This is a genomic window from Flavobacterium caeni, assembly GCF_900101895.1.
Lineage (GTDB): Bacteria > Bacteroidota > Bacteroidia > Flavobacteriales > Flavobacteriaceae > Flavobacterium > Flavobacterium caeni.
Window position 1 is genome coordinate 1 of sequence record NZ_FMVF01000004.1, and the last position, 25,042, is coordinate 25,042.

The following is a 25,042-nucleotide window of genomic DNA, read 5'->3' on the forward strand; positions in this document are numbered from 1 at the left end:
CAAAGGGCGCAAAGTGTACGCAAAGATTACCAAGAATTGCTTTGTGTACTTTGCGTAAAACTCTGGAAACTTTGCGGTGAATTTGGGCGTGCGGCGGTAGACGTCATTCGTTCCAAACAAACCTTTTGGCCGCCGTCGGGCTGTACGCTGCAATCTTTCGCTTCGTAAACTCCGCAAAAGGATTTCCGCTGCCATCCCTCACGCAACTGTCAAACGTCAAACGTCGAATGTCCAACGAGCGTTCGTTCGACATTCGACGTTTTACACAATGACTTACGTCTTTCCTATTATAAAAACAACGCCTTGAGTTCAGTTGCCTCGCTCGGTTTCATTTTTCCGGCCAGCACCAAGCTGAGCTGTTTTCTGCGCAATGCGGCATCGAAACGTTCTTTTTCAAGATCGGTTTCTGGCGTGACGGGCGGTACGCTAACGGGTCTTCCCTGTTCGTCCACGGCCACAAACGAATAAATCGCTTCGTTGGCCTTGGCACGTACGCCCGATTCGCGGTCCTCGATCCAAACATCGATAAAAATCTCCATCGACGTGTTGAAACTGCGCGAAACCTTGGCCTCTATCGTCACCACACTGCCCAGCGCAATCGAGCGGTTGAACGCCACGTGGTTCACCGATGCGGTCACCACAATGCGGCGCGAGTGACGTCTTGCGGCAATGCTGGCGGCGCGGTCCATACGCGCGAGCAGTTCGCCACCAAAAAGGTTGTTGAGCGGGTTGGTTTCGCTTGGCAGGACCAAGTCGGTCAGTATCGTCAGGGATTCGGAAGGAGTCTTGGCTTGCATAGTAGAATTTTTTGCAAAGGTAACCACGGCGCATAAAAAAATGACCCGAAGGCCATTGTTTTTTTATATCGTATTACAGTGTCTTGATCATCAACCAGGCATCTTTGTTGGTCGTCTGGTGGATTTGCTTTAACGCTTGCTGCGCCTCGGCATTGGTGGCATAGCTTCCGTAAACCACAGGGAAATTCCCGTGTCTGTTGGGTTTTACACGACGCGCCTTGAACCCGGCCGCGACCAGTTCTTCATAGGCCTTTTGCGCATTGGCTTCGCTGCGGAACACGCCTGCGACAATGTGGTACGACAATTTTTCTTCCTTGACCGTAAGCGTGACGGCAGGGATCGGGTTCTCGATCATAAATGTCGCCTGTTGGATGCGGTCCTGTACTTTCTTTTGTACGTTGGTCTCTACAATCAGGGTTTGTTCGGCCACATGGTTTTGGAACAATTTGTAGCCCACCGTGCCCGCTACGCCCAAGGCCATGACCAATACCGCGGCGTATTTGAGGTACGAGCGGCTTTCGCGTTTTTCAGGCGTGATGGCAATGGTTGGGACTTCTTCTTCAAGGATCTCGACTTCTTTTTTGTATTCCTCGCGTTTGACGGCAGGCGATACGAACGAGTTCAGTCCAAAAGATTCCTTGAGGTAATTGATGTTTTCCGAAGGCGAAAATACCACGTTCTTCTCGGTGTTAAGCGACAATTCGCCTACGTTCTTGAGGGTAAAGCGCTGGTTGACCTGCAAGATGCTGTTCCAGATCAGCACTTCGCTTTCGATCGAAGCGACGGCGCTTTCATAGGTAGTCTTCTCGGCCTGTGCGATGTGGTTGGCCAGCAAACCGTCGTTGTTCTTCAAATGCGAATTGAACGAAACCAGTTTTTTGGGCGGATAAAAAGAATGTGTATTTTCGTGGATGTGCGCCGATTGGATCTCGGTCAAAAACGCCCCAAAACCCGGAACGGTCACACATTGGTGTCGGTATAATAGCTGTGATATGTACTGCTCAATCTTCATAGAAACAAAGTTATTGAATGTGTTAACAATCCAAAATTTTATTCACAATTTTTATCAACAATCCGGGTAAAATTTTATACTTTTCAGATTCAATGTTTTACTATGCGCCACGAAGATTTGTATTATGTATTGGCCTTGCTAAAAGTAGAAGGCGTGGGCGATGTGCTCGCTAAAAAACTGCTCCAGCACTGTGGTTCGGCACGCGAAGTGTTCGAATCCAAGCCCTCCCAATTGTCCAAGATCGACCAAATCGGGTCGTATCTCCTGCGCAACCTTAAGGACAAAAAAGTGTTCCGGTTGGCCGAGACCGAACTGCAATTTATCCAGCAAAACCGCATCGATTTTTTGATGTTCGACCAACACGGTTATCCCGAACGGCTCAAACACTGTGTCGATGGTCCTGTGTTGTTGTTCCGGTCGGGCAACATCGATTTTCAAGACAGAAAGATCATCAGCATTGTCGGCACGCGCCAAATTACGCCGCACGGGTTGGATTTTTGCCGTAGCTTGGTGGCCGATCTGGCGCCGCTCGACCCCATCATCGTCAGCGGACTGGCGTATGGCGTAGACATTGCCGCGCACCTGGCCGCCGTCGAACATGGCTTGCAAACCATTGGCGTGGTCGCGCACGGCCTGAACCAGATTTATCCACAACGGCACCGACGCCATAGGGCAAAGATCGAACAAAATGGTGGTTTTTTGACCGAATTCTGGAGCGATTCCTATCCGGCGCCCGAGAACTTTGTACGCCGCAACCGCATTGTCGCAGGGATTTCCGAGGCCACGATCGTTATCGAATCGGCCGAAAAAGGCGGGTCGCTCATCACGGCCAACCTTGCCAGCGACTACAACCGCGAGGTGTTCGCCGTACCGGGTCGTCCTACCGATAAATACAGCCAGGGCTGCAACCAACTGATCAAATCGCAACGCGCACATTGTTTGACCAGCGCCGCCGATTTGGTCTACCAGCTCAATTGGGACCTGCAAACCAAGCCCAGGGCGGTGCAAAAACAGTTGTTTGTCGCGCTCGATGCCGCCGAGCAAAAAATCTACGACTTCCTGGCCCAAAACGGCAAGGAGCTCATGGACCTGATTGCGTTGCGCTGCGAACTTCCCATCCGGCAAGTGTCGGCGGTTTTGCTTGGTATGGAACTCAAAGGCGTGGTGCGGCCGCTACCGGGCAAGCTGTTCGAGGCGGTTTGAATTACCCTAAAAATCCGAGTTTTTCGCGAACGCGCGACAGTACACCATTGGCTACTTGGGCTGCTTTTTGCGCCCCGTGCAACAGCGCCTTTTCGACCTCGTTGGGGTTGGCCATGTAGTGGTTGTATTTTTCGCGCTCGGTTTGGAACTTCGAAACGATCAACTCATACAATTCCTGCTTGGCGTGGCCGTAGCCGAAATCGCGGTTCACATTTTTGTATTTTTCGGTCAACGTTGCCACCTGTGTTTCGGTACCGAGCAATTTGTAGATTGCGAAAATCTTGCACGTATCAGGGTTTTTGGGGTCTTCGAGCGGCGTCGAGTCGGTTTCGATAGACATGACCTGTTTGCGCAGCGCCTTGTCGTCGAGGAAAATGTTGATGATGTTGTTGGCCGATTTGCTCATCTTGCCGCCGTTGGTACCCGGCACCAGCATCGTATTTTCTTCGGTGAACGGTTCGGGCAATACAAAGGTCTCGCCCATTTGGTTGTTGAAGCGCGCGGCCACATCGCGTGTGATCTCGATGTGCTGCAACTGGTCTTTGCCCACCGGTACAAAATGCACGTCATACAGCAAAATATCGGCGGCCATCAGCATCGGATAGGTAAACAATCCGGCGTTGACATCGGCCAAACGGTCGGCTTTGTCCTTGAACGAATGCGCCAAAGTGAGTCGTTGGAACGGGAAGAAACAGCTCAAATACCAAGACAGTTCGGCGGTTTGCGGTACATCCGACTGTCGGTAAAACACCACCTTTTCGATGTCCAAACCAAACGCGAGCCACGTGGCCGCGGTGCTCAAGGTGTTGGCGCGCAAGGTGTCGCCGTCCTTGATTTGCGTGACCGAATGTAAATCGGCGATGAACAAAAAGGTGTCGTTTTCGGGTTTCTTCGACAATTCGATGGCGGGAATGATGGCGCCGAGCAAATTGCCCAAGTGCGGCGTGCCGGTGCTTTGGATGCCTGTAAGGATGCGTGACATAAGTTTAACCGCAAAGTTCGCGAAGATTTCGCAAAGCTTGCAAAGTTTTAAGGTTCATAATTTATTGATTACCCTTCGGATACCGTTTTTAAGCAGTATCTCATTGAAATTGATAAGAAGTCCAAGTTTAAATCCACCAAGCTTTAAATAAGTTAGCGTTTGGGCCAAGTGAATATTTTCAAGGGCGTTTACACTTTTTATTTCTATCAGAAGGGTGTTCTCGACGAGTAAATCCAATCGATAGCCACAATCCAATTTTACATCCTCAAAGGTTAGGGGTAGCGCTTTTCCCTTTTCGACTAACATTCCTGCTTGTTTGATCTTGAAGAAAAGACATTCTTGATAAGCCTTTTCCAGCAAGCCAGGTCCCAAACCTTTATGAACTTCAATGGCGCAGCCAATTACTTTTTTTGATATTTCGTTATCTGTCATCTGTCTTTGCTCCCTTTGCGGAAGACTCTGCGTGCTTTGTGGTGTCGATAGTACAAATATAATTCTTTTGTCAGAAGTTACCCATCATTGCGTATTTTTGGGAGCATGAAAATTTTCAAATACCTTTTCTGGTTGTTGTGGCGCATCTGGTTTTATGTGCTTATCGCGGTGCCGATACTGGTCATGCTGCCGTTTTTGCTGCTTTCGATCGCCAAGGAAAAATGGTATCCGTATTTTTTCATCATGGCGCGCATCTGGGCCAAGTTCATCCTGTACGGCATGGGTTTTTACTACACGGTCAAAAAAGAACAGGAACCCGAGACAGGCAAAAGCTATATGTTTGTGGCCAACCACACGTCGATGACCGACATCATGCTCATGCTGGCCACCGTAAGCAATCCGTTTGTGTTTGTGGGCAAGAAAGAACTTGCCAAGATCCCGCTTTTTGGGTTTTTCTACAAACGTACCTGTATTTTGGTCGACCGGAGCAGCTCCAAAAGCCGCATGGAGGTTTTTAACCGTGCCGAGAAAAGACTACACCAAGGCCTTTCGATTTGCATTTTCCCCGAAGGTGGCGTGCCCGACGACGAATCGGTCGAGCTCGACGCGTTCAAGGACGGTGCGTTCCGATTGGCCATCGAACACCAGATCCCGATTGTCCCGATGACTTTTGCCGACAACAAAGAGCGGTTTTCGTATACGTTTTGGAGCGGAAGCCCGGGCCGTATGCGCGCCAAGATCCATGCGTTTGTCCCAACCCAAGGACTGCCCATCGACGACAAGAAAACCATCAAGGACGTCAAAGAGCAGGTCAGGACCATCATCTACCACCAACTGCTTCGGTTCAAAAAAAAGAGCGCCTAACCACAGCGCTCTTTCTCGTCATTGCCCTCGGGCAACAACACCCTAACAAATACTAACTAATATTAAAAACGGAAGCTGACTCCCGTGTAAAGCCCAAAGAAGTACGGCTTGAAATCGCCGCTGTCCTTGCTGAACGTGTTGATCTGGTACTTGAAGATCGGTTCGAAATTGGCCTCAAACGACTTGAGGAAACGGTACTTGACCCCAAGCCCGACATTTGAACTGAAATGCGTTTGGTTGAGGTTGTTGGCTTGCCCCAAGTTGGTCGTGAGCCCATCGGAGGTCAGCACGATTTTGTTGTCGCTCAAAAACAAGGTGCTCAAGCCTGCGATTACGTTGAGCCCGAATTTTTTGTCGATGATGGCATACGACAACTCGACAGGCACTTCGATGTACCCCATTTTCTGGTTTACCGTACCCGAGAATTTATCGGTTTCCAAATCGCCTGCCGCCAATGATGCCGCTGTTCTATTGGCTTCGCGTCCGCGTGCCATTTGGCTTCGGCCAAAGTTGAGCGTCTCGTTGCCCTCGGGCATGTCTACGTTTTTGAGTCCGCCGTTGTCGATCGACGCATACAGTTCGACATCGTTGGTGTCGTAGCTCAGCGAAACGCGGTTGACGCCGGTTCTGATCGACAGACGCTTGTTGATCGCATAACTAGCGCCGATCCCGTAACTCACCTGCGTATCGTAGCTTTTTGATTTTCCTGCGAACGTCGAATCGATAGGCGAACCGCCAGAGGCCGACCCGAAATAAATAGGGGCAATATTCGAAGTGACTTGCCACCTATTTAATTTGGGTTCTTGGGTAACCTTGTTTTCTTTTTCACGTAACAATTCTTCCAACGCATTAGGGACGGTAGCAATGGCCGTCGAGTCTAATTTCTTTTGAGGATGGTCTTCTGCCGCGGCGACTTGATTGACGACGTTGGTTGTGTGTTTCTTGGTCGGGTCTGCTTTTTGATTGCCCTCGGCCAGCCCGGCTGCACCTTGGGAGGCCGCCGCTTCAGAAGATTTCACATCAAGATTATTTTGGGCGATGCCGGTTTCCTTGACAGGCTGGACATTCGCGGTTTTGTTGTTCAGGTCGGTCGCCTCGCGCGGTTGCTTTTCGGCCAAGGCCTCGCGGTTTGCGACAGATGACGGATTGGCGTCTTGAATCTTGTTCGATTGATTTTGGTTCGAAGGCGCATCGGCCAAGGCGTCGGTTTGGTTTCTATGGGTTGTCGGTCCGCTTTTTTGCGGCGCATCATCGGTACGGCCTGCGTTTTCCCGTTGCGCGACCCTTGTTTTAGGAGTCGGATACAACGCCCTTGCCGCCGGTTTTCCCGAAGTCTTTTTGACGGTCTTCTTCGGTGGCGTGGTCTGGACTATGGCACTTTCGGTATCGTTCAGATCTTTTTGTGAAACACCTTCCGTTATGATTTCTTCACCAGTCGCCGAAACAGATTCGCCTGTAGCGTTCGCCTTGGATTCGCCGTTTGCATCCGCGTTTGCGACGGCCTCTTGTCCCACCGAAGGGCTGGTTGCAGCATTCTTGTTCGCGGGTGGGTTTGGTGCCTCGACGACAACGGCGTCGGACGGAGCCGTACCGTCACCAAACCATCCCATACGGTTGCCAGCGAGCAGCCCAACGACCAAGGCCGCGGCAACACCCCACAGGCGCCACCAAATAGGGACAGCCCTGCGTTTCTTTTTCTTTTTCAGCCTTTTTTCGAGCTCGTCCCAGGTGTGTTCGGGCGGATTCACCTCGAAGTCCTTGAACTGCTCCTGAAAGAGCTTGTCTATATTTTTTCTCTCACTCATTTTGCAGATATTGCGGTAGTGGTTTGTAAAGCCTCGATTTTATCTTTTAGGATCGTACGCGCGCGCGACAAATTCGATTTAGAGGTGCCAATGCTGATGCCGAGCATCTCCGAGATTTCCTTGTGCGCGTAATTGTCGATCACATACAGGTTGAACACAAGCCGGTAGCGGTCTGGCAACTCCTGGATCAGTCCCAGCAGGTAGTCCATCGAAAGGTTGTTGTCGTCTATTTCGACGACTTCCTCATCGGCTACATCCTCGGTAATCAGGCGTAGCGAATGGTCTTTGCGGTACACCTGCAGTGCGTTGTTGATCATCAACCGTTTGGCCCATCCTTCGAACGAACCGGCAAACGCAAATTGTCCGATCTTGTCAAAAATAAGCATGAACCCGTCCTGTAAATTGTCCTGCGCCTCCTCGTAATTGCGCGAATACTTGAGGCACACGGCAAACAACTTAGACGAAAACAGTCTAAACAGTTGCTCCTGGGCCTTGATATTCTTTTTTTGGCAATCGAGTATAAGTTGCTCTAAATTCAAAGGTTGGTTAGGGTTTTTGCTTGGTTAATTGGTTACGGGTACGTTTACGTCATAAAAAGTGTCTTCGCCATCTTGGTCCTTGCCGGTCCAGATCTTGAACGTGTATACGGTGCCGGGCGGTGCGGTGGCCTTGAATTGGTAGTTCGAAACCTGCGGTTCGGGTGCCGGCTGTATGTTGGTCGTGTAGTCGATGAGCTGACAATCGGGCCGCTGGTAAACGACGGTTTGTATGGCTACTTTTTTTACGTTGCCGTTGCCTTCAAAAAAAATTCCCTTGTAGGTGTGGCAGGTGGTCGGCATCCTGTAAATCATTTCAAATTCGTAGGTCTCGCCCGATGTCATCATATAAGGCATATTGCAGCGCGTGATCGGGATGACTTCGTAATGTACTTCAGGCTGGCTGTCGCTGTCCGAAGAGCATGAAATCAGGGCAAAAGCGGCCAGTAAAAGAAGTGTTATTTTTTTCATCGTATGCATTTTAATGTTCGATAGATGGTGGTTGGGCAAAAGGGTTGCGTAAGGCCATAAAAAAACCCGAAAAAATTCGGGTTGGTATGCTATTCGCCGCGTTGTTTGATTTCGTCTTTGATGCGTTGCTCGAGTTCGTCGGCCAATTCTGGGTTGTCCTTGATCATCGTCTTGACCGCGTCGCGGCCCTGTCCGAGCTTGGTATCGCCATAGCTGAACCAAGATCCAGATTTTTTGATGATCTCGAATTCAACGGCCAGGTCCAAGATCTCGCCCGTTTTCGAAACGCCTTCGCCATACATGATGTCGAATTCGGCGGTTTTGAACGGTGGCGCCACTTTGTTCTTGACGACCTTGACCTTGGTGCGGTTCCCGATCACATTGTCGCCTTCTTTGATTTGCGACGAACGACGGATGTCCAAACGCACCGACGCGTAAAACTTGAGCGCATTACCGCCCGTGGTGGTTTCGGGGTTGCCGAACATCACGCCGATTTTCTCGCGCAGCTGGTTGATGAAAAACACCGTACAATTGGTTTTGCTGATGGTTCCCGTCAATTTGCGCAACGCTTGCGACATCAAACGCGCATGCAGGCCCATTTTTGAGTCGCCCATCTCGCCCTCGATTTCGCTTTTGGGCGTAAGCGCCGCCACCGAGTCGATCACGACAATGTCGATTGCGCCCGAACGGATCAGGTTTTCGGCGATTTCAAGCGCCTGCTCACCGTTGTCGGGTTGCGAGATGATGAGGTTCTCTACATCTACATCGAGTTTTTCGGCATAGTTGCGGTCGAAGGCGTGCTCGGCGTCGATGAAGGCCGCGATGCCGCCTGCTTTTTGCGCCTCAGAAATGGCGTGCAGCGTCAGCGTGGTCTTACCCGACGATTCAGGTCCGAAGATCTCGATGATACGGCCTTTTGGGTATCCGTTGACGCCCAAAGCCAAATCGAGCCCGAGCGATCCCGATGAAATCGTTTCTACTTCTTCGACGGCCTTGTCACCCATTTTCATGACCGTTCCTTTGCCGTATGCTTTGTCTAATTTATCAAGGGTTAATTGCAGTGCTTTTAATTTCGCTTCTTTTTCTGAACTCATTTTTCCTTCGTTTATAGTGCATTAATTTCCGTAAAAATAGTGCTTTTTCAAGCCCAAAAATTTGTCGCCCAAAATACTTTTTAACATGTTGGGCGCGCGTCACCTAAAAGTAGGAACGGCGGTAGACGCAGCCACGACGGTGGTATAAGCCCTCGTGCTTGGACGCTGCGCCTGCTTTCGTTCCGTTTTCAAGTGGATGAAAAGAACCACCGATTTTTCGAAGACAACCTCGGGGAAAAGGCGGGTAAAAATCTGAGTCGAAACAATCCGGTTGTCTCACGGGTGTGACTAACACGCAAGCCCGGCGGTTCGTTTTCAATGGTACAAACCTACCGCAAATCAACCATCGTCTGCGGCAGATTTTCTGTAGATTTTGTTAAAATGACGACTTTTTTTGTACGTCCATGGCCCGAAATTATTTCTTACTTTTGCGCAAAAGTTTTCAAAATGGAAAAAATAGTCTCTTACCCGATTTCGGTCATCGTCTTTGTACTGTTTTTCCTTGCCTTGATCGTCTTTCATCCCATCCAATGGATTTGTTTGAATCTGTTTGGTTACCAGGCCCATAAAAAAAGCGTCGACTACCTCAATTTTGTACTGTTGCGCATCGGACACGTGTTCGGCACCACCTATAAAGTCAAAGGACGCGAGGCCTTGCCGCAAGGCGTCCCGATCATTTTTGCGTCCAACCACCAAAGCCTGTACGACATCATCCTGTTCGTGTGGTTCTGCCGTCGTTGGCATCCCAAATTTGTGAGCAAGGTCGAGTTGGGCAAGGGCATCCCGAGCGTTTCCTACAACCTGCGCCACGGCGGATCGGTACTCATCGACCGCAAAGACCCCAAACAATCGTTGCCCGTCATCCGCAGTTTGGGCGAATACATTGAGAAAAACAACCGTTCGGCCGTCATCTTCCCTGAAGGCACGCGCAGCAAAACCGGCAAGCCCAAGGAGTTTGCGGCCACCGGGCTCAAGATTTTGTGCAAGGCGGCGCCGTCGGCCTATGTGGTACCGGTCACGATCAACAATTCTTGGAAGATTGTTAAATACGGAATTTTTCCGCTTGGTCTCGGAAATCGCCTTACCTTTACAGTGCACGAGCCCATCAAGGTCAGTGACGTGCCATTCGACGAACTTTTCGCAAGAACCGAACAAGCGATCGTCGGTGGAATAAAAAACTAAATTGATTCGGCGCGAGGAAGTTCCTTTGTGGGCCGAAAATCTCAAATCAAAACACAATGTCAGTATTGCAAACCCGCTTGGAGGTGATGAAATTCCTCGAAAAAAACATCGAGGAATCGGTCAATAACTATTTGATGCCTGTCGAAAAAATCTGGCAGCCTTCGGATTTTTTGCCCGATTCGCAAAACGAAAACTTCTTCGACGAAGTCAAGGAATTGCAGGAACTCGCCAAGGATTTGCCGTATGATTTCTGGATCACGCTCATTGGCGACACCATCACCGAAGAAGCGTTACCCACCTACGAGTCGTGGCTCATGACGGTAGAGGGCATCGACCAGATCGGGGCCAACAGCTGGGCCAGCTGGGTACGCCAATGGACGGCCGAGGAAAACCGCCACGGCGACGTACTCAACAAATACCTCTACCTTTCGGGCCGCATCAACATGCGCGAGGTCGAAATCTCTACACAATACCTGATCGCCGATGCATTCGACATTGGCACCGGCGCCGATCCGTACAAAAACTTTGTCTACACCAGTTTCCAGGAGCTGGCCACCTACATCTCGCACAACCGCGTCTCGCAGCTGGCCAAAAAGCACGGCGAGAAACGTTTGGCCAAGATGTGTAAGATGATTGCAGGCGACGAAATGCGCCACCACAACGCCTACAGCGATTTTGTCGACCAGATTTTCAAGGTCGATCCAAGCCAAATGATGCTCGCGTTTTTGCACATGATGAAACTCAAGATCGTCATGCCCGCGCACATGTTGCGTGAATCGGGCGAAAGCATCGGGCTTGCCTTCGAACATTTCTCGGATTGCGCGCAACGCATCGGCGTATACACCGCGCAGGATTATGTAGACATCATGCAAAAACTGCTCGATCGCTGGGAAATCGGTAAAATCTCCAACCTGACCGACGAGGCCGAAAAGGCGCGCGACTACCTCATGAAACTCCCGGCGCGCATGGCCAAGGTTTCGGAAAGGCTTGTAATCCCGGCCGAATCGCACCTTTTCAAGTGGGTGACCCCTGCAACGCTTTAAGGTTCGACATTCGATTTAGTTAATCGACATTCAATATTTTTTGGGCGTGCCGGCGATCGACCCTGCCGTCCTATCTGAATTTGTGCGCCGTCGCGCTGTACGCTTTATCTTTTGCTTGCAAGCGCGCAAAAGGATGCCGCTGCCATCGCTCACGCAAACCATCCAACCGTATGACTGCATCATTAATTGAAAATACCGTCCAATTCGTCCGACAAACCTTGCGCGATGCCGAGGGCGGCCACGATTGGTTCCACATCGAACGCGTCTGGAAAAATGCGCTGCTGATCGGGAAAGGAGAAGACTGCGACCTGCAAATCGTACAACTCGGCGCGTTGTTGCACGACATCGCCGACAGCAAATTCCACGACGGTGACGAAACCGTCGGGCCACGTGTGGCGCGTGCGTTCCTCGAAAGCCAAAATGCCGATGAATCGATCATCCGGCACGTGACGGCCATCATCGAAAACGTAGGGTTCAAAGGCGGGAATTTCGAGCGTCAATTCACCTCGAAAGAACTCGAGATCGTGCAGGACGCCGACCGTTTGGATGCGCTGGGCGCCATCGGGATCGCGCGTTGTTTCAACTACGGCGGGTTCAAGAACCGCGCGTTGTACGATCCGTCCATAGCGCCCAATCTGAACATGTCCAAGGACGAGTACAAAAAAAGCGATTCGCCCACGGTGAACCACTTTTATGAAAAATTATTGTTGCTAAAAGACAAGATGAATACGGCAACCGGTAAAGCAATCGCGCAGCAACGCCATGACTACATGGAAAATTTTTTGGCGCAGTTTTTTGCGGAGTGGGATGGCAATAAATGATTTGATCTAAAAACAAAGTGGTTTTAACGCAAAGCGCGCAGAGATTTTTATAAGGCGTAGAAAGGTTTTAACGCAAAGCGCACAAAGGTTTTCGCAAAGTGCGCAGAGAATTTTATAAAACGCAGTTAGGTTTTACCGCAAAGCGCACAGAGGTTTTCGCAAAGTGCGCAGAGAATTTTATAAAACGCTTTCCGCTCAACGGTCTTTGCGTAGCCTTCTTTTCTTTGCGGTTAAAAAATTAGTTTCCTTTAAACTCGGGCTTTCTTTTCTCCAAAAACGCCGTCGTTCCTTCCTTAAAATCCTCCGTCCCAAAACACTTTCCAAACGATTTGATCTCGGTTTGGTAGCCGTTCACACCGTCCTCGAAGTTGGCGTTGACGGCCTTGATCGCTTGCGAAATGGCGGTTGGGGAGTTGCGCAGGATTTTTTGCGCGATGCCGTTGCAAAAGTCGAGCAATTCGGCTTGCGGCACGACGTGGTTCACGAGGCCGTAATTTTTGGCGTCTTCGGCCGAAACCATGCCCGCGGTCATGATCATTTCCATCGCGCGGCCCTTGCCCACGAGTTGCGGCAAACGCTGCGTTCCGCCATAGCCGGGGATTACACCCAAGGAAACCTCGGGCAGGCCCATCTTGGCGTTGTCCGAAGCCACGCGAAAGTGACAAGACATGGCCAGTTCCAATCCGCCGCCGAGCGCAAAACCGTTGACGGCTGCAATGACCGGTGTGCGCAGGTTTTGTACAAAATCAAACAACAACTCTTGGCCCTGTGCCGCCAGTTGTGCACCTTCCTGCACCGAGAACGACGCAAATTCGGCGATGTCGGCACCGGCCACAAACGCTTTTTCGCCGCTTCCGGTCAGGATGATGGCGCGTATCTGGGCATCGGCCGCGAGCGCCTCGAAAGCGTCGTGCAGTTCCTGGATGGTTTGTTTGTTAAGCGCGTTGAGTTTGGTAGGGCGGTTGACGGTAATCGTAGCGATGCCGTTGTTTGATTCGGTAAGGATGTTTTCGTAAGCCATGGTATCGGGTTATGCGTTGATGATCGGGAGCGAGACGGTAAACACCGTGCCGCTGCCCAGTTGTGTTTCAAAAGTAATCGTTCCTTTGTAATTTTCAATGATGTTTTTGATAATTCCGAGCCCAAGACCCATGCCGCTGTTCTTGGTCGTGAATTTGGGTTCGAAAATGTGCGCGATGTTTTGCGGTTCGATGCCCGTCCCGTTGTCGGCCACCTTGATCAACACCTCGCCGTCCTGCCGTTTGACCGACACACCCACGAATTTCTCGGGTTGGTTTTCTGGAATGGCCTGGATCGCGTTCTTGACCAGGTTGTTGATGATCCGGATCAGCTGCGCGCGGTCCATTTTCGAGATGATGGTTTGTTCCTCGGCCTCGAATTTGACGTCGTCTTCGTTAAAAATATCGAGCGCGAGTTCGACGACTTCCACCACGTTGAGCGTTTCGTTTTGCTGTGCGGGCATCGACGCGAATTGCGAAAACGCCGACGCCACCGAGCTCATCGTGTCGATTTGCTGGATCAACGTTTCGGAATAGTCCTTGAGTTTTTGCTTCAAATCGGGGTCGTTTGCGTCGAATTTGCGTTGGAAATTCTGAACCGTGAGTCGCATGGGCGTCAGCGGATTCTTGATTTCGTGCGCCACCTGTTTGGCCATTTCGCGCCAGGCTTCTTCGCGTTCGCTTTGCGCCAATTTGAGCGCGCTTCGTTCGAGTTTGTCGACCATCGAATTGTAGGCGCGTATCAGCAAATTGATCTCTTTGGAATTGGCGCGGATAAAAATCTTCTCGTTCTTTTGGTTCAAACTCGTGCCCGATAATTTGTCCGAAATCGTCTTGAGCGATTGCGTGATGTAAGTCGAAAGGAAATAGGCCAACGCAAAGGCGACCAAAAGCATAAAGCCGTACACCTGGCTCAGCCGCAACAGGAATTCTTTGATTTCTTTTTCGTAAAATCCGTCGTCCTCTACATACGGCAGGTTCAGGATCCCGAGCGGCTTGAACTTCTGGTCCTTGATCAAGCTGTACGACGAGCGGTTCTTGACGCCGTCTACATTGGTGATGTTCACATACCTTTTTTCGATCGACGACTGTACGAGTTTGAGGATGTATTTGGGAATGGGCGGCGACACGCTGTCGATAGAAAACGACGCCTTGGACGATTTGACCAGCTTGCCGTCGAGCCCGTAAATGTTGATCTCCAGGTTGTGGATTTGCGCCAGTTCGTGGATCCGGTCCTTGAAAATCGCACCCAAATTGCGCGCCGTCAGCGGATAGGTGGTGTTGGCCAGCACATAGTTGATGTGTTCCTTGATGGCAACTTCCTTGCGCTCGAGCCGTTCCTGGTGGTATTCCTTGGCCTCGTTGCGGAACTGGATGATCGAAATCGACGCCATCAAAATCGACGCGATCAGGATCAACACAATCATCGACAGGAAAATCCTGATCCTGAGCGAAAGCATCGACATGTGGAACCGTTTGGCCATCAGCTTTGGTTTTTTTCGCGGATGCGTTTGTAGAATCTAAATCCGAGCATGATCAAAATAGAAAACAAGACGATGCCCACCACGCCGTAAATCCAGTTGACGGCGCTTTTGAGTACCACCAGGAAAACGACGGCAAACAGGATGATTGTCGCGCCTTCGTTCCACAACCGCATGAAATTGGTGGTGTATTTGACCTCGTCGTTTTGCAGCTGTTTGAAAATTTGATGGCATTTCAAATGGTACAAATAGAGCAAAAACACAAAGGCGAGTTTGACGTGCATCCAAGGTTCGCGCAGCCACACTTGTCCCAAATCGGTACCGAGCAACATCCAAAACGCAAAAACGCTGGCCAGTATGCCCGAAGGCCACGTGATGATGTACCACAACCGGTAGGCCATGATTTTGAACTGTTTTTGCAATATCTCGCGTTCGGGTGATGGCTTGGCCGCGGCTTCGATCTGGTACACAAACAGCCGCACAATGTAGAACAGCCCGGCGAACCAGGTGATCACAAAGATCAGGTGTAGCGATTTGAGATAGTTGTACAGTTCCAACTTATTATTTTTATTTTTTATTCCAGTCGTTGATCCAGCCTGCCACCGTTTTGCACCAATCGTCGCTGTCGTTCAGGCATGGTATGGCCAAGAATTCCTCGCCGCCGTGTTCTTTGAATTGGTGGTTGGCTTCCATGGCGATTTCTTCGAGCGTTTCCAAACAATCGGCCACGAATGCCGGGGTCACGACGACCAGTTTCTTGATGCCTTTTTCGGGCATTTTGTTGATCTCGATATCGGTATATGGCTCGAGCCATTTGTCGCCCGCGAGTCGCGATTGAAAGGTCTCGCTGTATTTTTCTTTGGGGATGCCGAGCAACTCGACCACCTGACGCGTCGTCTCGAAACACTGGTGGCGGTAACAAAACTGGTGCGCGGGCGACGGCGTCACGCAACAGCTGCCGTTGATCTTGCAATGCGATTTGGTCACATCGGTCTTGCGGATGTGCCGCTCTGGAATCCCGTGGTACGAAAACAACAAATGGTCGTAGTCGAACGTGTCCAATTGCTTTTTTATGGAATCTGCGAGGTTCTTGATGTAATCGGGTTTGTTGTAAAACGCGGGCACTTTGGTGAATTTCATGTTCGGGAAATGCTTGGCGCGCAATTCCTCGGCCAACACTTCGATGGTAACCGTCGAGGCCATCGCGTGTTGCGGATACAGCGGGAACAACAGCACTTCGGTCACGCCTTGGTCGTGCAGTTTTTGCAGTCCCGACAATATCGTGGGTTGGCCATAGCGCATGGCGAGTTCCATGGGGATGTCGACCTGTTTTTTGACCTTTTCGAACATGCGTTTCGAGAGTACGATGAGTGGCGACCCTTCGTCCCACCAGATTTTTTTGTAGGCCGCGGCCGAGCGTTCGGGGCGTTTGCGCAAAATGATGCCGCGAACCAGCAATGCGCGCAGTAAAAATGGCACGTCGATCACGAAACGGTCCATTAAAAATTGGTCGAGATACGGTTTGACGTCCTTTGGATCGGGACTTTCGGGCGATCCGAGGTTGACTAAGAGGGCTCCTTTCATGTGTCGAATGTCGAAAGTCGAAAGTCGAAAGACCTGCAACTTTCGGTATTTTAGGTTAAATATTGGCTTTGTTTTTCAATGGTTTGGCTTGGTCGTTCGCGGTCTCAGTCTTTATGACTTTACGACCTTATGACTTTATGACTATACGTTCGCGTTAATCGACATCAAATACTTCTTCGGCGTCGTCGCAAATTTTTTCTTGAACGCCGAGATGAAATGGCTGGCCGTGCTGTAGCCGATCTTAAGCCCGACTTCGTTGACGTTGTGGCTGCCTTCCTCAAGCAATTTGCGCGCATACTCCATCTTGTAATCGAACAGGAAACTGTAGACGCTGTCGCCGTAGATTTGCTTGAAACCCATTTTGAGCTTCTTCAGGTTCAGGCCCACCTGGTCGGCCAGCTCCTGCAATCCGGGCGGTTCGGCCATGTTGGCGATGACAATCTCCTTGGCCTTGCGGATCTTGAGCACGTTTTCCTCGTCGATCAAAAATGGGCACTGCTCGGCATCGGGGTCTTCGCTACGGTTAAAATACAGGCTTAACAGCTCGTATGCCTTGCCTTTGTAGTACAGGTTTTTGATCGACGGGTTGAGGTTGTAATGAAACAACTGGCTGAGCACGATGGACATCGACGGATTGATGTCGGTTTCGTCATAGTATTTGCGCTCTTGGTTTTCCTTGCTCAAGAACGGGATGTGTTCGGCCTCGGTCGAGAACAGCCCGTGGAATTTTTTGATCGATACCACCACCGAAATGACCCATGAATTGGGCGCCAATTCGAGGTTGAGCGGCAGTTCTTTTTGCGGATTGTACAACAAAAGCGCCTTTTCTTCCTTGAGGTCGAGCGCGTAATTGCCTTGGTTGAAGATGAACTTCGCGCGGCCCTTGATGCCAAAGTGAAATTGGATCAGGCCCTGGTTGATGGGACGCTCGGCGCGAAACACCTCACTGCCATCGTTTTGAAAGCGCAACAGGAAAAAGTCGTCTTCTATTTTGATGATTTCGTCGGAACCCATAGCGGTATTTTTTATCGGTATTTTTCCAAATACGGCCTTGTTTTTATTTAGAATAGTTCTACATAAGAACTTCTGCAAGGCTTGGTATTGTTGCAAAAGTATCAAAAATTACGTTGCAGGGCCGTTTTTGGGACGAAAAATCCTGAAGCGGTATAAAAAGTCCTTTCAGCGTTACTTTTATCGATGGGTTCACGATAATTTTGTTGCACTTTCAGAATTGGGGTATGACACAAAACAACTTGAAGCATTACTTTTACGCAGTTGGTCTCAGCTACAAAAAAGCCGATGCTGAAATGAGGGGGAAATTCAGCCTTGACGCCGCGGCCAAAACCAGGTTGCTCGAACAGGCCAAACGCGAAGGCATCGAAAGCCTGATCGTGACCTCTACCTGTAACCGTACCGAAATTTACGGTTTTGGGCAACACCCGTTCCAGCTCATCAAGTTGATTTGCGACAACACCCAAGGTACGGCCGAGGAATTCCAACGCATCGGTTATGTCTACAAGGCGCAGGACGCCATCAACCATTTGTTTCGCGTGGCTACGGGACTCGACAGCCAGATTCTCGGCGACTTTGAAATCATCAGCCAGATCAAGGCGGGTTTTAACGAAGCCAAATCGTTCGGGCTCATCAACACCTTTATGGACCGGCTTACCAATGCCGTGATCCAAGCGAGCAAGAAAATCAAGAACGAGACCGAGATTTCCTCGGGCGCCACATCGGTTTCGTTTGCATCGGTACAATACATCATCAAGAATGTAGACGACATCCGCAACAAGAATATTCTTTTGTTCGGCACGGGAAAAATCGGGCGCAATACGTGCGAAAACCTTGTCAAACATACCAAGAACGAGCACATCACGCTCATCAACCGCACCAAGGACAAGGCCGAAAAATTGGCGAGCAAACTCAACCTGATTGTCAAGGATTATTCAGATTTGCAACTCGAACTGCAAAAAGCCGATATTGTCGTCGTGGCCACGGGTGCGCAAAATCCGACGGTAGACGCGGCCATCCTGAACCTCAAGAAACCCTTGTTGATCCTCGATTTATCGATCCCGAAAAACGTCAACGACAACGTCACCACGATTCCGGGCGTGACGCTGATCCACATGGACAACCTCTCGCAAATGACCGACGAAACGCTCGAGAACCGCAAAAAGCACATCCCTGCAGCCGAGGCGATCATCGAAGAAATCAAATCGGAATTCCTGATCTGGACAAAGGCCCGCAAATTTGCGCCTACGATCAACGCGCTCAAGGAAAAACTCAACGCGATCAAAAAGTCGGAGCTCGATTTCCAGAGCAAGAAAATTGCCGATTTTAACGAAGAGCAAGCCGAAATCATCTCGGCGCGCATTATCCAAAAGATCACGACGCATTTCGCCAACCATTTGAAAGACGACAACACCATGGTAGACGAAAGTATCGAGTGGATCGAAAAGGTGTTCCAGATCGAGCCCGCAAAATCATGAACAAAACCATCCGAATCGGGACCCGCGACAGCGAACTCGCCCTTTGGCAAGCGCATACCGTCGAAAGAAAACTCAACGACTTAGGGTTCGCTACCGAAATTGTTGCCGTCAAATCGCAAGGCGACATCATCCTCGACAAACCGTTGTACGAACTGGGCATCACGGGTATTTTTACCAAGACGCTCGACATTGCCATGTTGGGTGGCCAGATCGATATTGCCGTCCATTCGATGAAAGACGTGCCCACAGCGCTCCCCAAAGGCATTGTCCAGGCCGCGGTTTTAAAGCGCGCGTCAGAAAAAGACATCCTCGTTTTTAAAGACAACACCGTTTTTTTACACCATAGCGCGACCGTAGCCACGGGCAGTTTGCGTCGTCAAGCGCAATGGCTCAACCGCTATCCGCACCACAACGTCGTCGATTTGCGCGGCAACGTCAATACGCGTTTGCAGAAGTTGCAGGACAACGATTGGAACGGCGCCATATTCGCACAGGCCGGATTGGAACGTATCAATTTGACCCCCGAAAACCACGTTGCACTCGATTGGATGATTCCCGCGCCGGCACAGGGCGCGATGGTGGTCGTGGCGATGGAACACGATGCATTTTGCATAGACGCAGTGTCGAAATTGAACCATACCGAGAGCGAAATCTGTACACAAATCGAACGCGAATTCCTACGGGCGCTCGAGGGCGGATGTACCGCGCCGATTGGGGCCTATGCCGAAATTGTCGGGAAAGATATTCGATTTGAAGGCGTGTTGTGTTCGATCGATGGACAGCAAAAAATCCACATCGAAAAATCGACACCGGTAGAAGATTACGAAAATTTCGGACGCCAATGCGCCGAAAACGCATTACAATCGGGCGGGTACGAAATCATGGAACAGATTAGAAAAGATTTGAAAAAATGACACGTGTGCTGTCGACCAAAATATTGAAGCCCAACCAAAAGCAATTCCTGCTCAACGCCGGATTTTCGGTGGTCGAAGCCGATTTCATCCGCACGACGGCGTTGCCGTTTCAGCTTCACGACGTGGCCGACAACTTGATTTTGACGAGCCAGAATGCCGTGAACGCCTTGGCCGAACATCCCGAAGTGCAGGACGTACGCCGCAAACCGGTATTCTGCGTCGGGCACCAAACCGCCGATTTGCTCGATGAATTTGGATTCACCGTCCAGGAAATTGCCGACAACGCCAAGGAATTGGCCGAAGTAATCATCAAGAATTACGCGGCAGATACGTTTACATTTTTCGCGGGCAACATCCGCCGCAACGAATTGCCGCTCGCACTCATGGAATCGGATGTCGAGCTCAACGAAATTGAAGTGTACGAAACCGAGCCGACGCCGCAAAAGATCGGTAAGTTCGATGCGGTTTTGTTCTTTAGTCCATCGGGCGTGCAGAGCTTTTTGTCGGTCAATACCCTTACGGATGAGATGTGCTTTTGCATCGGTAACACGACCGCATCGGCATTGGAGAAAATAACCGACAGTATCGTAATTGCAAACCAACCGTCGGTCGAGAATACGATTATCCAAACGATTAATTATTATAAATCGTCATAAGGTCATAAAGTCCTAAAGTCATAAAGGCAGGCGCTTTTACGACTTTATGACTTTACAACTTTACGACTTCTAAGACTCATGAAAAACGACCTTTTCCTCAAAGCCCTGCGCGGCGAAACCGTACAGCGTCCTCCGGTGTGGATGATGCGCCAAGCCGGCCGTTATTTGCCTGAATTCCGTGAACTACGCGACAAATACGACTTTTTTACGCGTTGCCAGACGCCTGAACTCGCGGCTGAAATTACCGTGCAACCGATCCGTCGCATCGCCCCGGACGCTGCGATTTTGTTCTCGGACATCTTGGTCGTTCCGCAGGCGATGGGTATCGAAGTGTTGATGAAGGAATCGGTCGGGCCGTTTTTGCCGAATCCGATCCGTACGCCACAGGACGTCGAAAAAGTCATCGTTCCCGACATCGACGAAACGCTCGGCTATGTGATGGACGCTATCAAATTGACCAAACAAATGCTCGACGATGAGGTACCGTTGATTGGTTTTGCAGGCTCGCCGTGGACGATTTTCTGCTATGCCGTCGAGGGTAAGGGTTCGAAAAGTTTCGACACCGCCAAAGGATTTTGTTTCCAATACCCCGAAGCCGCACACGTGTTGCTCCAAAAAATCACCGATACGACCATCGCTTATCTCAAGAAAAAAGTCGAATCCGGCGTCAATGCCGTCCAGGTATTTGACAGTTGGGGCGGCATGCTCTCGCCTGTCGATTACCAGGAGTTTTCGTGGAAATACATCAACCAAATTGTTGAAGCGCTCGCGCCAATGACACACGTGATCGTGTTCGGAAAAGGCTGCTGGTTTGCGCTCAACGAAATGGGTAAATCCAAGGCGTCGGCACTCGGCGTCGATTGGACGTGTTCGGCAAGGAACGCACGTTATTTGTCGGGTGGGCAAATCACGTTGCAGGGCAATTTCGATCCGTCGCGTTTGCTTTCGCCGATTCCGACGATCAAAAAAATGGTGCACCAGATGATCGATGAATTCGGCAAGGACCGTTACATCGTGAACCTCGGGCATGGGATTTTGCCAAATATTCCGGTCGACCATGCGAAGGCGTTTGTCGATGCGGTGAAAGAATATGGCAATTAACAATTAATAATTGGGCGTTTCGGCTGCGAAATGTGAACAGAATGGACGGATTTTGAGATGCTGAACTTGTTTCAGCATCTATGGGGAAAACGACAAAATCTCCGCCAGCCAACGCTTTGCACCAATAGATGCTGAAACAAGTTCAGCATCTACCCCAATCCAACAGCAAACCTATCCGTTTGACATTCGATTATGAAAGACCAGTTTTACGCCTACATCCAAAACCTCCAAGATCAAATTTGCGCCGCGCTCGAAACCAGCGATGGCACAGCGAAGTTTCGCGAAGATTTGTGGCAACGTCCCGAAGGCGGCGGCGGACGAACGCGCGTGATCGAAAACGGATCGATCATCGAAAAAGGCGGCGTCAACATCTCGGCCGTCCACGGCAAATTGCCCGATTCGATGCAGCAAATGTTCAATGTAGGCGAAGCCGATTTTTTCGCGTGTGGATTGTCTTTGGTCATCCACCCCAAAAACCCGATGGCGCCCACGGTTCATGCGAACTGGCGGTATTTCGAAATGTACGATGCGGCAGGCAACATCATCGACCAATGGTTTGGCGGCGGGCAGGATTTGACGCCGTATTATCTGTTTGAAGAAGATGCGCAACATTTCCACCAAACCTGTAAAACCGCTTGCGACAAACACAACCCCGAATTTTATCCGAAATACAAAAAGCAATGCGACCAGTATTTTTGGAACGCGCACCGCAATGAAGCGCGTGGCATCGGCGGGTTGTTTTTCGATTACTGCAAAAAATCCGATGCGATGTCGATGCAACAATGGTACGATTTCGTGACCGAAGTGGGCAACAGTTTTGTATCGGCCTATGTCCCGATTTTGGACAAACGAAAAAATCTTCCGTATACCGACGCGCACCGCAACTGGCAGGAAATACGCCGCGGTCGCTATGTCGAGTTCAACCTCGTGCACGACAAAGGCACGTTGTTCGGGCTCAAGACCAACGGCCGCATCGAGAGCATTTTGATGAGTTTGCCGCCGCATGTACAGTGGGTGTACGACCATCATCCCGAGCCAAATTCCGAAGAAGCAAGACTGATCCAAACACTCGAAAAACCGCGCGAATGGGTTTAAGGCTCGCCGTCATATCAACCCTTTTTTCAGGTGTCGTCTTCGCACAGGACACAACCTATGTGCGTACGATCAACGACAAGCTGTCGGTCCATCTTTTTGCGCTCAATGTGACCAACGATTTTTCGATCAACTATCTCGACGAAGGTCTTGAAATCGACATCATCCCGAACCATAAAACCACGCTCAACGTTGGTGTGCAATACGATATCGCGTCGTTCAGCATCGGTTTTGCGCCGTCCTTTTTTGGCGAGAACCGCGACAACGAAAAGTCGAAGATGTTGTCTTTTTCGACAACGCTCTATCCGGGCCGTTTTATGCAATGGGCCGAAGTGTATTACCAGCGCGGGATGTCGCTCGAAAGCGAGTCATTGGGTTTCACGCGATACATGCCGCAACTCAAATCGCTCAAAATTGGCGGTAGTACTTCGTTTGTATTCAACCGCAATTTTTCTTTCCGCGCCGTGACGCTGCAAAACGCACGACAGTTGCGAAGCCAAGGTAGTTTTGTGCCGGGCATTTCGTACTATTACACCGCGCTAGACGGTCGCAAAGAACCCGATCTGGGTGCCAGGACGGTATTCATCGACGTGGCACTCGAGGCCAATTACTTTTACAATTGGGTCATCGCCAAACGTTTTTTACTTGCTTCGGGCATCGGCCTTGGGTTGGGCGTCAATTGGACCGACGACACCGATGCCAACTACTCGGCGCTGTTGTCCAAAGCCAACCTCATGATCGCACCGGGCTACAACGGCGAACGCTGGTTCGGCGGGCTACAGGTGCGTGCGCATTATACTGCACATGAGGCTGAATCGGCCGTAGAAGTGGGCAACGGCGTGGGTTATTTTACGGGTTTCGTCGGTTATCGGTTTAACGCACCGCCGTTTTTAGAAAGACAGAAAAGCAAAGTCAAAGGCCTTATCGGCTTATAAACCAATAACTATATAATTAAACAGAAATGTTCCCACTCCAAAGAGACCGAAGACTCAGAACCAACGAATCGATCCGATCGCTCGTACGCGAAACGTCGCTTTCGCCACAGGATTTCATGTTGCCCATGTTTGTTGCCGAAGGCAAAGACGTTAAAATTCCCATCGCGTCCATGCCGGGCATTTACCGCCACTCGCTCAACCACACGGTCGCCGAAGTCAAGGAGGCCTGGGATTTGGGCATCCGTGCAGTGAACCTCTACGTCAAAGTTTCCGAAAATCTCAAAGACAATACAGGAAAAGAAGCCTGGAACAAAGACGGGCTCATGCAACAAACCATCAAAGCCATCAAAGATGCCGTGCCCGAAATGATCGTCATGCCCGATGTCGCGCTCGACCCCTATTCGATTTACGGCCACGACGGCATCATCGAGAAAGGTTACGTCGTCAACGATGCGACGGTCGATGCGCTCACCAGAATGAGTCTTTCGCATGCCGAGGCCGGTGCCGATTTCGTCGCGCCATCTGACATGATGGATGGCCGTGTGCTGGCCATACGCAAGGCTTTGGAGCAAAATGGGCACCACAACGTGGGCATCATGAGTTATTCGGCCAAGTATGCATCGGCGTTTTACGGGCCGTTCCGAGAAGCACTCGATTCGGCGCCCGTCGATGCGCAGGAAATCCCAAAGGACAAAAAAACCTACCAGATGGACTATGCGAACCGCATCGAGGCGATCAAGGAAGCGTTGCACGACGTCGAAGAAGGCGCCGACATCGTCATGGTCAAGCCCGGCATCGCCTATCTCGACATCGTGCGCGAGGTCAAGAATGCGGTCAACGTGCCGGTGTCGGTATACCACGTTTCGGGCGAGTATGCGATGATCAAGGCGGCCGCCGAGCGCGGTTGGCTCGACCACGACAAAATCATGATCGAGCAACTGTATTGCATCAAGCGTGCGGGCGCGAGCATCATTTCGACTTATTTTGCTAAAGAAGCTGCAGCGTTGCTCAACAAGTAATCAATTGTAATACGTATAATTTTATGAAGCTATTCCGGCTGTCCGCTGTATCTTTTTTGCCGCAAAGGCGGCGACAAAAAAGGATGCCGCTGCCATCCGGGCTAGGACATCGGCCATGAAACAAACCCTCTTCACTTTATCGACCGCCGTTTTGCTTTGGTCGTGTGCCGCCAAGGACGAAAAAAAAGACGTCTTGTACCCCGAATCGGCGTCAACCGAAAAAAAATCACCCGAGGAATTCGGCAAAGAATTGTTCGAATCCACAGGCAATTGTTTCGCGTGCCACCAACCCGACCAGAAAATCATCGGGCCAAGCATCGAACAAATCGCCCGGATCTACAAGGACCAAAACGGCGACATGGTGTCGTTCCTCAAAGGCAATGAAAAGCCCCTCGTCGATCCCGATCAGTTTTCCGTCATGCAGACGAATTTTGCGATTACAAAAAAGATGTCGGATGAAGAATTGAAAGCATTGGAGGCATATATTTATTCACATTTGAAATGACAAAC

Annotated in this window: 26 protein-coding genes; 13 read left to right on the forward strand and 13 right to left on the reverse strand. The window is 50.4% G+C overall.

The annotated features are described in order from the left end of the window. Nucleotides 1-287: 287 nt before the first annotated feature. A complete protein-coding gene (locus tag BLP55_RS04055; protein WP_091141062.1) occupies nucleotides 288-797 on the reverse strand; it encodes an acyl-CoA thioesterase in 510 nt (169 codons plus the stop codon). Between the two features lie 73 nt (nucleotides 798-870). Beyond that, nucleotides 871-1,809, reverse strand: a complete 939-nt coding sequence (locus tag BLP55_RS04060; protein ID WP_091141063.1) for an HU domain-containing protein — start codon at nucleotides 1,807-1,809, stop codon at nucleotides 871-873. A 102-nt stretch (nucleotides 1,810-1,911) separates the two neighbouring features. Here BLP55_RS04060 and dprA point away from each other — a divergent pair, with 102 nt between their 5' ends. Next, nucleotides 1,912-3,012 carry a DNA-processing protein DprA gene (gene dprA, locus BLP55_RS04065; protein ID WP_091141064.1) on the forward strand — a complete coding sequence of 367 codons (1,101 nt, stop codon included), beginning with the start codon at nucleotides 1,912-1,914 and terminating at the stop codon, nucleotides 3,010-3,012. Nucleotide 3,013: 1 nt separating this feature from the next. Here dprA and trpS read toward each other — a convergent pair whose 3' ends face one another. Together trpS and BLP55_RS04075 are read right to left on the reverse strand one after the other, a co-directional pair. Then, a complete protein-coding gene (gene trpS / locus BLP55_RS04070; RefSeq protein ID WP_091141065.1) occupies nucleotides 3,014-3,994 on the reverse strand; it encodes a tryptophan--tRNA ligase in 981 nt (326 codons plus the stop codon). A gap of 54 nt (nucleotides 3,995-4,048) precedes the next feature. Continuing rightward, nucleotides 4,049-4,426, reverse strand: a complete 378-nt coding sequence (locus BLP55_RS04075) for a GxxExxY protein (protein WP_091141066.1) — start codon at nucleotides 4,424-4,426, stop codon at nucleotides 4,049-4,051. A gap of 105 nt (nucleotides 4,427-4,531) precedes the next feature. Between BLP55_RS04075 and BLP55_RS04080 the strand changes: the two genes are divergently transcribed. Next, complete coding sequence (locus BLP55_RS04080; RefSeq protein ID WP_091141067.1) at nucleotides 4,532-5,290, forward strand: lysophospholipid acyltransferase family protein; 759 nt, start codon at nucleotides 4,532-4,534, stop codon at nucleotides 5,288-5,290. Between the two features lie 62 nt (nucleotides 5,291-5,352). On the opposite strand, the gene BLP55_RS04085 is transcribed toward BLP55_RS04080, so the two are convergent. From BLP55_RS04085 to recA, 4 genes are all read right to left on the reverse strand, one after another. Continuing rightward, a complete protein-coding gene (locus tag BLP55_RS04085) occupies nucleotides 5,353-7,095 on the reverse strand; it encodes an outer membrane beta-barrel protein (protein ID WP_091141068.1) in 1,743 nt (580 codons plus the stop codon). Next, nucleotides 7,092-7,634 (reverse strand): RNA polymerase sigma factor, encoded by a 543-nt coding sequence (locus tag BLP55_RS04090; protein ID WP_091141069.1) that lies wholly within the window; start codon nucleotides 7,632-7,634, stop codon nucleotides 7,092-7,094. The genes BLP55_RS04085 and BLP55_RS04090 overlap by 4 nt, the downstream gene beginning before the upstream one ends. Nucleotides 7,635-7,658: 24 nt before the next feature. Next, nucleotides 7,659-8,102, reverse strand: coding sequence for a hypothetical protein (locus tag BLP55_RS04095; protein WP_091141070.1), 444 nt, complete (start codon nucleotides 8,100-8,102; stop codon nucleotides 7,659-7,661). An 89-nt stretch (nucleotides 8,103-8,191) separates the two neighbouring features. Continuing rightward, nucleotides 8,192-9,196 carry a recombinase RecA gene (gene recA, locus BLP55_RS04100; protein ID WP_091141071.1) on the reverse strand — a complete coding sequence of 335 codons (1,005 nt, stop codon included), beginning with the start codon at nucleotides 9,194-9,196 and terminating at the stop codon, nucleotides 8,192-8,194. Between the two features lie 447 nt (nucleotides 9,197-9,643). Here recA and BLP55_RS04105 point away from each other — a divergent pair, with 447 nt between their 5' ends. The 3 genes from BLP55_RS04105 (at nucleotide 9,644) to BLP55_RS04115 (ending at nucleotide 12,242) form a co-directional block, all read left to right on the forward strand. Then, nucleotides 9,644-10,378, forward strand: a complete 735-nt coding sequence (locus tag BLP55_RS04105; RefSeq protein WP_091141323.1) for a lysophospholipid acyltransferase family protein — start codon at nucleotides 9,644-9,646, stop codon at nucleotides 10,376-10,378. 56 nt (nucleotides 10,379-10,434) lie between these two features. After that, on the forward strand, nucleotides 10,435-11,421 hold the full coding sequence (locus BLP55_RS04110; RefSeq protein WP_091141072.1) for an acyl-ACP desaturase: 987 nt from the start codon (nucleotides 10,435-10,437) through the stop codon (nucleotides 11,419-11,421). A 170-nt stretch (nucleotides 11,422-11,591) separates the two neighbouring features. Further along, nucleotides 11,592-12,242 carry an HD domain-containing protein gene (locus BLP55_RS04115; protein WP_091141073.1) on the forward strand — a complete coding sequence of 217 codons (651 nt, stop codon included), beginning with the start codon at nucleotides 11,592-11,594 and terminating at the stop codon, nucleotides 12,240-12,242. Between the two features lie 238 nt (nucleotides 12,243-12,480). On the opposite strand, the gene BLP55_RS04120 is transcribed toward BLP55_RS04115, so the two are convergent. From BLP55_RS04120 to BLP55_RS04140, 5 genes are all read right to left on the reverse strand, one after another. Then, nucleotides 12,481-13,263 (reverse strand): enoyl-CoA hydratase/isomerase family protein, encoded by a 783-nt coding sequence (locus BLP55_RS04120; RefSeq protein ID WP_091141074.1) that lies wholly within the window; start codon nucleotides 13,261-13,263, stop codon nucleotides 12,481-12,483. Between the two features lie 9 nt (nucleotides 13,264-13,272). Further along, on the reverse strand, nucleotides 13,273-14,745 hold the full coding sequence (locus BLP55_RS04125) for a sensor histidine kinase (protein ID WP_394331905.1): 1,473 nt from the start codon (nucleotides 14,743-14,745) through the stop codon (nucleotides 13,273-13,275). After that, entirely contained in the window at nucleotides 14,745-15,299 is a 555-nt protein-coding gene (locus BLP55_RS04130) for a CopD family protein (protein WP_091141075.1), read from the reverse strand. Before BLP55_RS04130 ends, BLP55_RS04125 begins: the two co-directional genes overlap by 1 nt. A 10-nt stretch (nucleotides 15,300-15,309) precedes the next feature. Further along, complete coding sequence (gene hemH / locus BLP55_RS04135) at nucleotides 15,310-16,326, reverse strand: ferrochelatase (protein ID WP_091141076.1); 1,017 nt, start codon at nucleotides 16,324-16,326, stop codon at nucleotides 15,310-15,312. A gap of 141 nt (nucleotides 16,327-16,467) precedes the next feature. Then, on the reverse strand, nucleotides 16,468-17,340 hold the full coding sequence (locus BLP55_RS04140) for an AraC family transcriptional regulator (protein ID WP_091141077.1): 873 nt from the start codon (nucleotides 17,338-17,340) through the stop codon (nucleotides 16,468-16,470). A 224-nt stretch (nucleotides 17,341-17,564) separates the two neighbouring features. On the opposite strand from BLP55_RS04140, the gene hemA reads away from it, so the two are divergent. From hemA to BLP55_RS04180, 8 genes are all read left to right on the forward strand, one after another. After that, entirely contained in the window at nucleotides 17,565-18,815 is a 1,251-nt protein-coding gene (gene hemA / locus BLP55_RS04145; protein WP_091141078.1) for a glutamyl-tRNA reductase, read from the forward strand. Then, a complete protein-coding gene (hemC, locus tag BLP55_RS04150; RefSeq protein ID WP_091141325.1) occupies nucleotides 18,809-19,729 on the forward strand; it encodes a hydroxymethylbilane synthase in 921 nt (306 codons plus the stop codon). The genes hemA and hemC overlap by 7 nt, the downstream gene beginning before the upstream one ends. Further along, nucleotides 19,726-20,385, forward strand: coding sequence for a uroporphyrinogen-III synthase (locus BLP55_RS04155; protein ID WP_091141079.1), 660 nt, complete (start codon nucleotides 19,726-19,728; stop codon nucleotides 20,383-20,385). The genes hemC and BLP55_RS04155 overlap by 4 nt, the downstream gene beginning before the upstream one ends. 78 nt (nucleotides 20,386-20,463) lie before the next feature. Then, nucleotides 20,464-21,486, forward strand: coding sequence for a uroporphyrinogen decarboxylase (hemE, locus tag BLP55_RS04160; RefSeq protein WP_091141080.1), 1,023 nt, complete (start codon nucleotides 20,464-20,466; stop codon nucleotides 21,484-21,486). Nucleotides 21,487-21,678: 192 nt separating this feature from the next. Continuing rightward, entirely contained in the window at nucleotides 21,679-22,581 is a 903-nt protein-coding gene (hemF, locus tag BLP55_RS04165; RefSeq protein ID WP_091141081.1) for an oxygen-dependent coproporphyrinogen oxidase, read from the forward strand. Beyond that, a complete protein-coding gene (locus BLP55_RS04170) occupies nucleotides 22,572-23,513 on the forward strand; it encodes a DUF4421 family protein (RefSeq protein ID WP_091141082.1) in 942 nt (313 codons plus the stop codon). Before hemF ends, BLP55_RS04170 begins: the two co-directional genes overlap by 10 nt. A gap of 26 nt (nucleotides 23,514-23,539) precedes the next feature. Further along, nucleotides 23,540-24,532, forward strand: a complete 993-nt coding sequence (gene hemB, locus BLP55_RS04175; protein ID WP_091141083.1) for a porphobilinogen synthase — start codon at nucleotides 23,540-23,542, stop codon at nucleotides 24,530-24,532. Between the two features lie 115 nt (nucleotides 24,533-24,647). Next, nucleotides 24,648-25,037, forward strand: coding sequence for a c-type cytochrome (locus tag BLP55_RS04180; protein ID WP_091141084.1), 390 nt, complete (start codon nucleotides 24,648-24,650; stop codon nucleotides 25,035-25,037). Nucleotides 25,038-25,042: the final 5 nt, after the last annotated feature.